The following is a 13,611-nucleotide window of genomic DNA, read 5'->3' on the forward strand; positions in this document are numbered from 1 at the left end:
GACGCTCTTCCGATCTCCACCCACGCCACAGCCTCCGACGCCGCGCCCGCCGACGCCGCGCCCGAGTCCCCGCACCGGGAGATGCACGTCGCCAGGTGGGGCCTGCTGCCGCACTGGGCCAAGCATCGCTCCACCGGCGCGAAGATGATCAACGCCCGGGTGGAGACGGTCGCCGCGAAGTTCGCCGTCCCGCTGCGCACCAGGCGGTGCCTGGTGCCCGCCGACGGGTACTTCGAGTGGCAGCGGCAGGGGGCGGAGGCGCCGAAACGGCCCTTCTTCATCCACGCGGCCGACTCCGCGCCCCTCGGGCTGGCCGGCCTGTACTCCTGGTGGCGCAACCCCGCCGCCCGGGGCGAGCCGGCACCGTGGCTGCTGACCTGCACCATCCTCACCACCGCGGCCGCGGGGCCGATGACCGAGCTGCACGAGCGCGTCCCGGTCGTCCTCGCTCCCGAGACGGTCGGCCCATGGCTCGACCGCTCGGTCACCGGCGCCGCCGAGGCACTCGCGCTGCTCGGCGCACCCGCCCCGCCCCTCGCCTGGCACGAGGTGAGCACGCAGGTCAACGCGGTGCGCAACAACTCCCCCGCGCTCGTCGAACCGGTGGGTTGACCGGCGCCACCGCGCCCTTCGGGGTCGTTGACCGGCGCCATCGTGCCGCTGGGCTAGAGGACGGCCTGGAGGAACTCCTGGGTGCGCTGCTCACGGGGATCGGAGAACATCACCTCGGGAGAGGCCTCCTCGAGGATCCGGCCGCCGTCGAACATCAGCACCCGGTTCGAGACCTCGGCCGCGAACTGCATCTCGTGGGTGACGATCAGCATCGTGATGTCCGTGCTGCGCGCCACGTCGCGCAGCACGGTCAGCACCTCCCCGACCAGCTCGGGATCCAGCGCGGACGTGACCTCGTCGAGCAGCAGGATCTCCGGGTCCATCGCGAGCGCCCGGGCGATGGCCACGCGCTGCTGCTGGCCGCCGGAGAGGCGGGTCGGGTGGGCGTCGACCTTGTCGGCCAGCCCCACCATGTCGAGCAGCTCGAGCGCCCGCTCTCGCGCCGCCTCCCGGGACCGGCCGAGGACGTGCACGGGCGCCTCGGTGATGTTCTCCAGGACGGACATGTTCGGGAAGAGGTTGAACTGCTGGAAGACCATCCCGATCATCGTGGTCATCCGCGCGACATCCTTCGGGCGGCGCTCCACGCGCCGGCCGCCGCGCATCTCGTGCGTGAGCGGCTTGCCGTCGACGTAGAGGACGCCGCCGGTGAGGTGCTCGAGCGTCATGACCAGGCGCAGGATGGTCGTCTTCCCGGAGCCCGACGGGCCGATGAGGGTGACCCGCTCCCCCTTCCCGACGTCGAAGTTGAGGTCGTTCAGGACGACGTGATCGCCGAACTTCTTGACGACGTGCTCGAACCTCAGGGCGGGCACGGCGGTGCCGGTCGGCGTGGTCTCGTGCTCAGTAATGGGCAAGGCGGGTCTCCAGTCTTCGCAGCACGACGGACGTTGGGTAGCTGGCGGCGAGGAAGATCAGGCCGGCCAGCGTGATGGCCTCCGTGTAGACGAAGGTCCGGGCGCCGTACTCCTCGGCGCGGGTGAGCATCTCCACGACGAAGATCACCGTGAGGAAAGGGGTGTCCTTGAACATCGAGATCACCCAGGTACCCAGTGCCGGGACTGTGGTGCGCAGCGCCTGAGGGAGGATCACCTTGCGCCAGGTGCGGGTCTTCGACATCGACAGCGCGGTCGCCGCCTCCCACTGCCCCGTCGGCACCGCGTCGATGCCGGAGCGGTACACCTCCGCCATGTAGGCGGCGTAGTGGATGCCGAGCACGACGATGCCGATGGTCAGGTTCGAGAAGCTGCTGAAGGTGTAGTACGCGAAGAGCAGTTGGATCACCACGGGGGTCATCCGGACGAACTCCATCACCCAGTGCACCGGCCTCGCGACCCACGTGGGCGCCAGTCGGCGGACCAGCGCGACGGCGAGGCCGAGGACCGCGGCGATGACGGAGCCCACCACGGTGGCCAGGAGCGTCACCTGGAAGAATGCCTCGATCAGTTGTGGGAAGACCTCGGCGGCGCGTTCCCAGCTCCAGATGCCGTCCGTCATCGCGCCATCTCCCGTGCCGGGGTGGGGGCCGCTCGGGGCGTCCGCCGCGCGGACCGCGGCCGGGCCTGACCCAGCCGACGCTTCGCCCGGACCTCCAGCGCGTTGGCGACGAGGACGAGGCACAAGGCGATGAGGAAGTACACGAGCATTCCGACGCCATAGGAGAAGTAGGTGTCACCGGTCGCCTGGCGCAGCCGCTCGGTCACCCACGTCAGGTCGTGCATGAGGATGACGTAGGCGACCGCCGTGCCCTTGAGCAGCATGACCAGCAGGTTGCTCAGGGACGGGATCATGATCGCCCACGCCTGCGGCCAGACGATCGTGCGCATCGCGTGGGTCGGGGACATGCTGAGCGCCCTCGTCGCCTCCCACTGACCCCGCGGCACGGAGTTGATCGCCCCGCGCACCACGTCCGCCCCGTAGGCGCCGTAGTTCAGGCCGAGCGCGAGGATCCCGCAGACCAGCGAGCTCAACGACAGCCCGAACAGCGGCAACACGTAGAACAGCCAGAAGAGTTGGACCAGGAGCGAGGTCCCGCGGAGGAACTCGATGATGACGCGGGCCGTACCGCGCACCGCCGTGCGGTGGCTGCGCGCGGCGAGCCCGAGGACCACCGCCACCACGAACGCCAACGCACCGCCGCCGACCGTGAGCTGGAGGGTGACGAGCACCCCTTCGCCCAGGTCCGGCAGCCGCGCGATCAGTATGTCGATGTTGTCCATGGACCCGGGCTCAGCCCAGGTCGCCGGAGCACAGCTGTTCGGTGGTCAGGTCACCGGTGGGGCGCTCCTCGGCGGTGAAGCCGAAGTCGCCGACGACGTCGAGGTAGGTGGCCTCGTCACCGACGATCTTGGCGAGCTCCTCGTTGTAGGCGTCGCGCACGGCGGTGTCCGCGTCCCGGAAGACGGTCCCGCCGGCACCGAGCTGCTCCACACCGTCGATGACCGCCACGAAGGAGTCGGTGACCTCGACGGCGGCGTCGGGGTTGTTCTCGGCCATCCAGTTCAGCGAGATGCCGGTCAGGGCGAAGACGTCGGCGCGGCCGCCGGTCACGGCGTCCATCCCGTCCTGGGGGTTGCCGACCTGCAGCGTCTCGATCCCGAGGGAGTCGGCGTACCCGGACTCGATGGCACCGGTCATCGCCGCCATCCGCACGTCCTCGGCGTCGGCGATCGACCCCATGTCGCTCAGGCCCAGCGGGTTGCCCTCCTGGACCATGAGCGCCGTGGTGTACATGAACTCCGGGTCGGAGAAGGATGCCTGCTCACAGCGCTCGGGCAGGATGGACATGCCCGCGGCGATGACGTCGAAGCGTCCGGCGTTCAGCCCCTGGATGAGCTGGCCGAATTCGGCCTGCCGCCCCTCGACGTTCTCGATACCCAGCGCTCCCCAGATCCGCTCGTGCAGGGCGACGGTCGCCCCGGCGAGCTCGCCGTCCTGCTGGAAGCTGTAGGGCGCCTCGCCGGCGAACCCGACGGTGATGGTGCCGTCCTTCTGGAGCTGCTCGAGCGTGAGGGCATCGTTGCCGGCGCCCGTGGCGTCCGCGGCGCCGCTGGGGCTGCTGCAGGCGGCTAGCACCAGCGCGAGAGCTCCTGCCATCGTGGCGGCCGCGGTCCTGCGGCGCGTCGTGGTTGTCATCATGGTCCCTTCGGTTGGACGAGGCACAGCCTCCCGGCGCCTGCCACGGCCCGTCGGGCCCGCGGCACCGGACGGGTCACCCCGAGTGGTCATGGTGCGCGGCCACGGTAGGGAGCCCGGCGACGCGCTCCAAACGCACCTCCCCCGCGTGGATCACACGTGGGCGGTCGAATCGGCCGGTCGGAAACCGTTGGGGCGCTGCCGGTCTCGGGCGATGGGTGCGGTCCGCACGAAGCGTCGACTTGACAAGCTTTTCGTTACCGAGCCGAGACCTTCTTTACCCATACACAGCCCGGCGTTGACCGCGTCTTGGTCACCTGACGGGGTTCGGTCATGGCCACTGACGGCTCGGGGCGGTGTCTCACCCCGCGGCCGCCGCGGGACGGCGGGACGAACCGGGGCTCGCGGCTCGTCGTGGGCGCGCTCCCCGCCGCTCGTCGTGCGACTGGGGCATGACGCCCGCGCCCCCGGCTACGCCCGCAGGCTGATCCGCGCCGCTCCGGTCGCTGCCTAGGCTGGACGCGTGCGGACGATCGAGCCTGTGTGGGCACCCTGGCGCGGCCCTCGCGGCCCTCGCGGCCCTCGCGACCCTCGCGGCCGACGCGGGACGGCGGACTCGCTCCTCGCCCTGGCGGCCATGGTGGTGCTCGGCATCGTCTCGGTCGTGATGGGAGTGGGAGCGTCGCTCACCGACGGCGCCGGCTCCTGGCCCGCAGCACGTCTCGCCGTGGCGGCGACGGCCACGATCGCCATGCCGGTCGCCCTGGCCTGGCGGCGTACCCGCCCGGCCGGCTCTGCGATCGTGATCTACGCCGGCGCCCTCGTGCACTTCCTGGCCGGAGCGCTGTGGCTACCGGTGGACGTCCTCGTCCTCGTCTCCCTGTACTCGGTGACGATCTACGGCCCGCGGTGGGCGCGCCGCGCCGGACTCGCGGGTGCGCTGCTGGGCGCCGCGCTCATCGGCGTCGCGATGGGGGGCGGTTGGGACGGCCGACCTCCGGGCCCCGGCTCCTGGACCGACGTCGTGTCCTGGACCTTCACCGTGGCCGGGATGGTGTTCGCCACCTGGGCGCTGGCCCTGGCGCGCCGCAGCCGCATCGAGCGGATCGACCGGCTCATCGAGCGCACTCACCGTCTCGAGGTCGAGCGCGACCAGCAGATCCAGCTGGCCACCGCCGCCGAGCGCACCCGGATCGCCCGGGAGATGCACGACGTCGTCGCCCACTCCCTCTCCGTCGTCATCGCCCAGGCCGACGGGGGCCGGTACGCCGCCCGCACCGACCCGGCCGCCGCGGAGCGCGTGCTCGCCACCATCGCGAGGACGGGCCGCGACGCCCTCGCGGACACGCGGCGCATCCTCGGTGTGCTGCGCACCGAGAACGGGGACCTCGCCGCGAACCGCCCCCAGCCGGTCGCGGGCGACCTCGACGAGTTGGTCGCCCAGGTCCGCGCGACCGGCACCGCCGTGTCCCTGGTGCGGACCGGCACGCCCGGCGCCCTCCCCGCCGGGGCGAGCCTGACGGTCTACCGCATCTGCCAGGAGGCGCTGACCAACGTCCTCAAGCACGCCGGCCCCGGCGCCGCCGTGACCGTGCTCGTCCAGTGGGCACCCGACGCGGTGACGCTCCAGGTCGACGACGACGGCCGCGGCGGCACCGCGGCCAGCGACGGCGTGGGCCAGGGCGTCGTCGGCATGCGCGAACGGACCACACTCTTCGGCGGCACGCTCGAGGTGGGGCCGCGACCGGGCGGCGGGTTCCGCGTGCGGGCCCGCCTGCCCCTGGCCGATGCCCGCGGCCCGGCCGCCCCCACCGGCCCCACCAGCCAGGCCACCGCACCCTCCCCCTACGAAGGAACCCGATGATCGACCCGTCCGACCCCACGCCGGCACCGATCCGCGTGGCACTGGTGGACGACCAGCAGCTCGTGCGTGCCGGCTTCGCCATGGTCATCAACTCCCAGCCGGACCTGCAGGTCGTGCTCGAGGCGGGCGACGGCGCCCAGGCACTGCGCCTGCTCGCCGGTCACCAGGTCGACGTCGTCCTCATGGACGTGCGCATGCCCCACCTCGACGGCCTCGCCGCGACGGCGCAGCTCACCGCCGCCGGTGACGGGCCGAGCGTGGTCATCCTCACCACGTTCGACCTCGACGAGTACGTGCTCAAGGCGATCAAGGCCGGGGCGAGCGGGTTCCTCCTCAAGGACGCCCCGCCGGAGGAGATGCTCGCCGCGATCCGCACCGTGTACGCCGGCGACGCCGTCATCGCCCCCTCCTCGACCCGGCGGCTGCTCGGCCACCTCACCCAGCTCCTGCCGGACGCGGAGCAGGCGCCCCCGGCCGTGCTGACCGCACTCACCGACCGTGAGCGCGAGGTGCTCGTGCTCATGGCGCGAGGGCGTTCGAACAGCGAGATCGGCACCGAGCTCTTCGTGGCCGAGGCCACGGTCAAGACGCACGTGGGCCGGGTGCTCGCCAAGCTGGGCGTGCGCGACCGGGTCCAGGCCGTCGTGGTGGCCTACGAGACGGGCCTCGTCACCCCCGGTTCCTGACATCGGCGCGCGGCGGATCGTACCGGTTCCCCTGGGCGGCGCCCGGTGTCGGGTACCGCTCCACCCGTGGGTCCGCTCGCCGCGGCCCGGGTCCACCCACGGGATGACGCCGGCACCATCCCGGGGCCCGACGACGGCGCGGCCGCGGTTGCCTAGCGTCACAGGTGCCGGAACGCCCGGCCACCGCGCCCGACCGGCCCGGTGTGAGAAGCCCAGGAGCACCGCGATGACTTCCCCCCACGCCACGCCGCCACCATCGGCTGCCGCCATCCGGGCGGTGGGCCTGCACAAGACCTACGGCACCGGCGAGATCGCCGTGCATGCGCTCGGCGGCGTGGACGTGGACTTCGACGCCGGCCGCTTCACCGCCATCATGGGACCGTCGGGCTCGGGCAAGTCCACGCTCATGCACCTGCTCGCCGGCCTGGACACCGCGAGTGCGGGCCAGGTGTTCCTCGGCGCCACCGAGCTGACGGCCCTCGGCGACCGTGCGCTCACCCTGCTGCGCCGCGCGCGGGTCGGGTTCGTCTTCCAGTCCTTCAACCTGCTGCCGATGTACACCGCGGAGCAGAACATCACCCTGCCGTGCGACCTCGCCGGCACGCCCGTCGACCGGCAGTGGCTGGACACCCTCGTCACCACGCTCGGTCTGGGCGACCGCCTCACTCACCGCCCTGCCGAGCTCTCCGGTGGCCAACAGCAACGCGTCGCGATCGCCCGCGCGCTCATCACCCGCCCCGACGTCGTCTTCGCGGACGAGCCCACCGGGAACCTCGACTCCCGCGCCGGCGCCGAGGTGCTCTCCTTCCTGCGCACCTCCGTGCGCGAGCTGGGCCAGACGGTCGTCATGGTCACGCACGACGCCGCGGCCGCCGCCTACGCCGACCGGGTCGTGCTCCTGGCCGACGGGCGCCTCGCCGGCGACATCGTCGACCCGACACCGGAGTCCGTCCTCGTCGGCCTCGACTCCCTGCGCGCCGTCGGCCAGGCGTCCTGATGCTCCGGCTCACCCTGGCCCGGATGGGGCGCAGCGCCGGCCGCCTGGCCGCCGCCGGCTTCGCGATCGCCGTCGGTACCGCGTTCGTGACCGTCACGCTGCTGGCCGGCGCCCTGATCCAGGACACGACGTACCGCACGGTGACGGCCTCGATGGGGTCGGCCGACGTCGTCGTCCGGCCCGGCCCGGAGCCGCTCACCGCCGACGACGTCGCGGCGCTCGCCGACCTCGACGGTGTGGCGGCCGCCGACGGCGTCACGACCCTCGTCGCGCAGGTGCGCGCCGGCGGGCGGCAGGACGTCGCTCTGCTCAGCCCGGTCGCCTCCGATCCCCGTCTCGCGGCCTACGACCTCCTCGACGGCACCGCGCCCGGCCCGGGCGAGATCGCGCTCACCGAGGCGGGCGCGGCCCGGCTCGGTGTCGGCGTCGGGGACCGGGTGCAGGTCGACCGGGACCGGTGGACGGAGAACGCCTACGTCACCGAGCCCGTCCCGCACACCGTCTCGGGCATCGTCGCCGACCCGGCCGCCCTGTTCGCCTCGGCGTCGACGGCGCTGCTCGACAGGTCCGCTCTGGAGTCGTGGGTCGCCGACGCCGCTGCGCCCGGTGACGTGGCGTCGTTCGGGTCGGTCCTCGTCGCGGGCCGGGACGGCACCGAACCGGCCGACCTCGCGGCGCGCGCCGCAGCCACGGTGCCGGGTGCCGTCGTCCGCACCGCGGAGCAGGAGGCCGAGGCACAGACGGCGGAGCTCACCGGGGACGGTCGGACGCTGGTGTACCTCGTGCTCGCCTTCGCGGCCGTCGCGATGTTCGTCGCCGGCCTGGTCATCGCGAACACGTTCCAGGTCCTCGTGGCGCAGCGGCGCCACGTCCTCGCGCTGTTGCGGTGCGTAGGGGCCACGACGGCGCAGGTTCACCGCTCGGTGCTGCTCGAGGCGGGCCTGGTCGGGGTGCTCGCCTCGGCGGCGGGGCTGCTCGGTGGGCTGGGCCTCGGGCAGGTCGCCGTGTGGTTCCTGGGCCGGGCGGACCTGGGGCTCGAGGTGGCGTCGACCATCACGGTGACACCCGTCGTCGTCGCCGTCCCGCTGCTGACGGGCGTGGCGGTGACGCTCCTGGCCGCGCTGGCCCCGGCGCGGGCCGCTACCCGGGTCCCGCCGGTGGCGGCGCTGCGCCCACCCCAGCCGCCGGCACTGGTGCGCGGCGGCGGACGCGTCCGGTACCGGTCCGCCGTGGCCCTGACCATCGTCGGGGTCGTGCTGCTCGCCGGCGGGGTGGGGCTGGCGAGCAGGCCCGGCGCAGACCTGGGCGTTGCGCTCACGGCCGGCGTCCTCGGCGGGATCGTCTCCTTCGCCGGCGTCATGGTCGGTGCGGTGTTCGTGCTCCCGCGCGCCGTGACCGCGTTGGGGTGGCTGCTCCGGCGCGTCACGGGCCGCCGCGGGCGGGCGACCGTCGCGTTCGCCACCGTGAACGCCACCCGCAACCCGCGCCGGACCTCAGCGACGGCCGCTGCGCTGGTCATCGGTGTGGCGCTGGTGATGATGATGGCCACCGGCGCCGCCGGTGTGCGCGCGAGCCTGGGTGCCAGGCTCGACGCCCAGTTCCCGGTGGACCTGGCCGTGCGGTCTGTCGCCGGGCCGGACGGGACGCTCACCGACCGGCAGGTCGAGGCGGTCCGCGCGACGGCGGGTGTGGACCGGGCAGTGCCCGTCCGGAACGGGTCCGTCCTGTTGTCCGGCACGGCCGATGGAGCCGGCGAGCCGGTCGAGGTCGAGCTGACCGTCGTCGAGGCCGGTGCTCTCGCGGCCGTCGTCCGCGCACCGGACGCCTTCACCGGCCTGTCGGAAGGCACCGTGCTGGTCGGGGCCGGCCTCGCCACCTACCTGGGCGTCACCGACGGCGACGTCCTCACCCTCGCCGCGGCCGGTGGGAGAGCTGGCGGCGGGGACGGCGGTGACCGCGGGCGTGGCGGCAGCGCGGGGGACGACGCGTCCGTCCCGGTGACGGTGGCGGTGTGGCCCGGCGGCGGCACGACCGCGCTGGCCACCCCGGCCACCGTGGCGGGCGTGCTGCCCGAGGCGTGGCCCGACACGCTCTGGGCGAGCCTGGCCGCCGACGACCCCGCCGCGACCGTGCGGGCCGTGCAGGACGAGCTCGCCGCGGTGACCGGTGACACCGTGCCGTTCGTCGCCGGTCCGGCCGCCGAACGTGCCCAGCTCGAACAGGTCATCGACACACTGCTCACGGTCGTCGTCGGCCTGCTGGGCGTCGCCGTCGTGATCGCCCTCATCGGGGTGGCGAACACGTTGTCGCTGTCGGTGATCGAGCGGCGCCGGGAGCACGCCCTGCTGCGCGCCACGGGGATGACCCGCGGACAGCTTCGTGCGCTCCTCGCGAGCGAGGGAGTGCAGATCGCGCTCGTCGGCGCGGTGCTGGGCGCCGCCCTGGGATTGGTGTACGGCTGGGCGGGGACCGCCGTGGTGCTCGGCGGGTCGGGAGAGATCGTCCTCGCGGTGCCGTGGGGCTACCTCGGCGGCGCCGTTCTGGTCGCCATCATCGCCGGGCTCGCTGCCTCGGTACTGCCCGCCCGGTCCGCGGTCCGTACCCCACCGGTCGTCGCGCTCGGCACCGAGTGAGGAACGAGCCGTCCGGGTGGGGCCCGGTTGTCCACAGGGACGCAGCTGCGGAGCGACGCCGTCAGCCATGCTCGACTGGTGCCCGACGCCCCGCTGGCCGCCGCGCCACCCGACCAGACGCCGGAAGACGCGATCCCTGCCACCCCGGTCCCCCCGGACCCGGTCGAGGCCCGGCGCAGCCCGTTCCACCTCGCGGTGGTGGCTGGGCCGGACACCGGCTGGTGCCTCGGGCTCACCGGCGGGACCAGCGGCGTGGGCCGCGGTACCGGGGACCTGCCGCTGACCGACCCGCTGGTCTCGCGCCGACACCTGCGGGTACGTACGCGGCAGGGTCGGGTGCAGGTACGGGACGCGGGCTCCGCCAACGGCGCCGTGCTCCACGGCCCCGGCCGGCTCGCCCGGCGGCGGCGCCTCGCCGCCCGTTGGCGCGACGTCGTGCCGGGCACCCGGATGTCCCTGGGGTCGACGGTCCTGGAGCTGCGCGCCCGTCCCACCGCCCTGCCCATCGCCTCCGCCGAGGCACGGGAAGGGCCGGACCACGGTTCGCGGCCGGACCCGTTGCGGTGGGCGATGCCGCTGCTGACACCCGTGATGATGCTGCCGATCCTGCTGGCGAGCTCGGCCGGCTCCTGGCGGTGGCTGACCATGCTGGTGCCACTGGCCATGGCCACCATGCTGTTCGTCCGGCACCGCAGCGAGCGGGCGAGCCGGTCCGAGCACGACGACCAGGGCCGCGACGGGGTCCGCCCACGCCGAGGCCGGCCCGGCGGCGCACCGCCGCTCGATCCCGCCGCCGTCCTGCTCGCTGCGGCGGCCGGCGTCCCGCGGTCCGCTCCCGGCACCACGTTGGAGGTCTCGCTCCTGGCGCCGCTCGCCCGGTCCTGGCGCCGGCTCCGGCTCCGGCTCCGGGGCGACTGGGCGCAGCCGCCCGGCGAGCTGCGACTGCAGGACGGCGACCGCGTCGCACTCGTCGGCCGGGCCGTTGACGTCGATTCCACCGTCCGCTGGATCGGCGCTCAGCTGACCGGCCGCCACGGCCCCGCCGACCTCCTCGTCGCCGGGGCGGGGTACCCGCGCTCTGCCCGGACCCCGCTGCTGCCCTCCACCGCGAACCTGGGGAGCCGACCTGGGCAGGCCGCACCACCACCGGGCGTGCACCGCCGCGGCGAGCCGCCCTGGCACGTCGTCGTCGCCGTCCCGACGGACCCGCCGCACGAGGGTACGGGGGCGCGGACCGTGCACCTGGTGCCGGTCGGGCGCCCCGACCGGGTGCCACCCTGGTGCACCCGCGTGGTGGTTGTACCCGAGCTTGCTCAGGTGCTCTCACCACGGTGGGCGGACGCCGTGGCGGGTCTCGTCGCCGCAACCGACCCGGCGTCGACGGCGTCGACCCTGCCGAGCACCGTCCCGCTCGCGGATCTCCTCGGTCCGGTGGACGCCCTCGCGGCCCGGTGGGAACAGCCCCCGGCGGGACTGACCGTGCCACTCGGCGTGGGGGTCGACGGCGTGGTCGAGCTCGACCTCGCCGCCGCCGGGCCGCATGCCCTCGTGGCGGGCACGACGGGCTCGGGGAAGTCCGAGCTGCTGCTGTCCTGGCTCCTCGGCCTCGCCGTGCGCTACTCGCCGCGGGACGTACAGCTCGTCCTCGTCGACTACAAGGGTGGCGCCACCTTCGCCCCGCTGGCCGGACTGCCCCACACGGCCGGGGTGCTGACCGATCTCGACCCGTCGGCCACCAGTCGTGCGCTGACGTCGCTGCGAGCCGAGGTGCGACGTCGGGAACGGATCCTCGCCGCCGCCGGAGCTCGCGACCTGGCGGACTACCTGGCGGCACGGGGCGGGCGGGCGGGAACCGGGCCGGGTGGGCGGGCGGCAACCGGGCCGGGTGACGACGCGCTCCCGCGACTGATGGTCGTCGTCGACGAGTTCCGCGCGCTCGCCGACGAGCACCCCGAGGTGCTCGCGGCCCTGGTCCGCCTCGCGGCGCAGGGCCGCTCGCTGGGCATCCACCTCGTCCTCGCCACCCAGCGTCCCGGCGGCGCGGTGAGTGCAGACATGCGCGCCAACCTGACCGTGCGGCTGAGCCTGCGGGTTCTCGAGCCGGCCGACTCCGTCGACGTCCTCGGCACACCGGACGCCGCGGTGCTATCGGCGGTCCCCGGCCGGGCCCTGCTGCGCACCGACCGGATCCAACAGCTCCAGCTGCCGTTCTCCGGCCCGGGGCCCGATCTGCCCCGGGCCCTGGTCGCGGCCACCGGTCGGGCGTGGCGCGCAAGCGGTGGCCCCGCCGCCCCGCCCCGCCCGTGGGCCCCGGAACTGCCGGCCCACGTCACCCTGGCCGGCCTGCCCGGCCTCGCCGACGGCGGCCCGGAACTGCCGTTGCGTGCTCAGTCCGGCGTGCGACTCCCCCTGGCCGTGAGCGACCTGCCGGAGGAGCAGCGGCTGGGCGCCTGGGCCTGGACGACGCCGGCGTTGCTCGTCACCGGCGGGCCCGGTACCGGCCGTACCGAGACGCTCCGCACCGTCGTCGCCCAGGCGCTCGCTGCGGGCGTCCCGGTCCACGTGGTCGCCGCGCACCCCGAGCGGTTCGCGGACCTGACCGGCTCGTCGCTCGGCACGGTGGTCGGGGCGGACGACCCGCGCCGGACGGCCCGCCTGTTCGAGCTCCTGCGCGATGCCACCGACCCGGTGCCCACCGCTCAGGTCCTCGTCGTCGACGACGCCGACGTCGTGTGCGACCTGCTCGACCTCACCGGCCCGGGCCGGGGTGTCCCGGCGCTGGCCCGGGTACTGCGTGAGGCCCGCCGGGCCGGCCTGGCCGTCGCGCTGTCCGGGCCACCGTCGCTGTCGGGGGCACGCTGGACCGAGGCGGTCCGGACGCGGCTGGTCCTCGCCCCGCGGGACGGGACCGAGGCGCTCCTCGCCGGCGTCCCGCGCGACCACCTCGCCCCACCTCGACCGGGGCGCGGGGTGCTGCTCGAGCCCGGCCGGGTCACGTCCGTCCAGGTCGCGCTCACGGGCACCGTGGCCCTGCCGGGCCCGCCGCGGCCCGGTGTCCTGCGCCTCGCCGCGCTGCCGCGCGACGTCAGGCTGGCCCATCTCGCCCCGCCGGCGGCCGGCCCGGCGACGGCGTTCACGATCGGGCTCGGGGGCGACGGCGGTGGTCCGGTCGAGGTGCCCGGCGGGCCCGGCGACCATCTCCTGGTGGTCGGGCCGCCGGGCAGCGGCCGGTCCACCACCCTCGCCGCTGCCGCGGCCCAGCTCGAGGCACTCGGCCGGTCGGTGGTGACGGCTCGGCCCGGCCCGTCCGGCGCGAGCCCGCCGAACGGCGCCGTGCTCGTGCTCGACGACGCCGACCGGTGGCCCGCGACGGACCTCGACGCCCTGGGGGAGCTGCTCCGGGCCCGCCCCGACCTGTCCGTGCTCGCCGCCACGACGACGGACGCGGCGGCGGCCGCCTACCGCGGCCCGGTCGCGACCTGGCGGGCGAGCGCGACGCTGCTGGTCCTGCGCCCCGCGCAGGGGCCGACGGCGCAGCTCACCGCCGTCGACCTCGCACCGACACTCGAACCGAGCCGGCCCTTCCACCCGGGCCTCGGCACGCTCGTGCGCGCCGGCCGTGCGGTGCCGGTGCAGGTGGCTCGGCCATGAGTCCGGGCACGGCCGCCCGCCACGGGGGAGGCC

Annotated in this window: 10 protein-coding genes; 6 read left to right on the top strand and 4 right to left on the bottom strand. The window is 74.6% G+C overall.

All coding sequences use genetic code 11. The features are described 5' to 3' along the window. Nucleotides 1–612, top strand: a 612-nt coding sequence (locus tag ACYC1Z_RS10540) for an SOS response-associated peptidase (protein WP_461409479.1), incomplete at its 5' end; no start/stop codon positions are given. Between the two features lie 53 nt (nucleotides 613–665). On the opposite strand, the gene ehuA is transcribed toward ACYC1Z_RS10540, so the two are convergent. Genes ehuA through ehuB form a run of 4 tightly spaced genes read right to left on the bottom strand, consistent with a single transcriptional unit; the run spans nucleotide 666 to nucleotide 3,708 of the window. After that, a complete protein-coding gene (gene ehuA / locus ACYC1Z_RS10545) occupies nucleotides 666–1,469 on the bottom strand; it encodes an ectoine/hydroxyectoine ABC transporter ATP-binding protein EhuA (protein ID WP_461409480.1) in 804 nt (267 codons plus the stop codon). Next, complete coding sequence (gene ehuD / locus ACYC1Z_RS10550) at nucleotides 1,456–2,109, bottom strand: ectoine/hydroxyectoine ABC transporter permease subunit EhuD (protein WP_461409481.1); 654 nt, start codon at nucleotides 2,107–2,109, stop codon at nucleotides 1,456–1,458. The genes ehuA and ehuD overlap by 14 nt, the downstream gene beginning before the upstream one ends. Beyond that, entirely contained in the window at nucleotides 2,106–2,831 is a 726-nt protein-coding gene (gene ehuC / locus ACYC1Z_RS10555; RefSeq protein ID WP_461409482.1) for an ectoine/hydroxyectoine ABC transporter permease subunit EhuC, read from the bottom strand. Before ehuC ends, ehuD begins: the two co-directional genes overlap by 4 nt. 10 nt (nucleotides 2,832–2,841) lie before the next feature. Then, entirely contained in the window at nucleotides 2,842–3,708 is an 867-nt protein-coding gene (gene ehuB, locus ACYC1Z_RS10560; protein ID WP_461409483.1) for an ectoine/hydroxyectoine ABC transporter substrate-binding protein EhuB, read from the bottom strand. 580 nt (nucleotides 3,709–4,288) lie between these two features. Here ehuB and ACYC1Z_RS10565 point away from each other — a divergent pair. The 5 genes from ACYC1Z_RS10565 to ACYC1Z_RS10585 all read left to right on the top strand — a co-directional run bounded on the left by ACYC1Z_RS10565 (nucleotide 4,289) and on the right by ACYC1Z_RS10585 (nucleotide 13,578). Beyond that, the gene (locus ACYC1Z_RS10565; RefSeq protein ID WP_461409488.1) at nucleotides 4,289–5,611 is read left to right on the top strand and encodes a sensor histidine kinase; all 1,323 of its coding nucleotides are present in this window, start codon (nucleotides 4,289–4,291) and stop codon (nucleotides 5,609–5,611) included. Continuing rightward, entirely contained in the window at nucleotides 5,608–6,297 is a 690-nt protein-coding gene (locus ACYC1Z_RS10570; protein ID WP_461409484.1) for a response regulator, read from the top strand. Before ACYC1Z_RS10565 ends, ACYC1Z_RS10570 begins: the two co-directional genes overlap by 4 nt. 226 nt (nucleotides 6,298–6,523) lie before the next feature. Continuing rightward, nucleotides 6,524–7,294, top strand: a complete 771-nt coding sequence (locus ACYC1Z_RS10575) for an ABC transporter ATP-binding protein (protein WP_461409485.1) — start codon at nucleotides 6,524–6,526, stop codon at nucleotides 7,292–7,294. Beyond that, a complete protein-coding gene (locus tag ACYC1Z_RS10580; protein ID WP_461409486.1) occupies nucleotides 7,294–9,927 on the top strand; it encodes an ABC transporter permease in 2,634 nt (877 codons plus the stop codon). Before ACYC1Z_RS10575 ends, ACYC1Z_RS10580 begins: the two co-directional genes overlap by 1 nt. Nucleotides 9,928–10,005: 78 nt before the next feature. Further along, nucleotides 10,006–13,578 (top strand): FtsK/SpoIIIE domain-containing protein, encoded by a 3,573-nt coding sequence (locus tag ACYC1Z_RS10585; RefSeq protein WP_461409487.1) that lies wholly within the window; start codon nucleotides 10,006–10,008, stop codon nucleotides 13,576–13,578. Nucleotides 13,579–13,611: the final 33 nt, after the last annotated feature.

This window comes from Georgenia sp., from assembly GCF_054605595.1.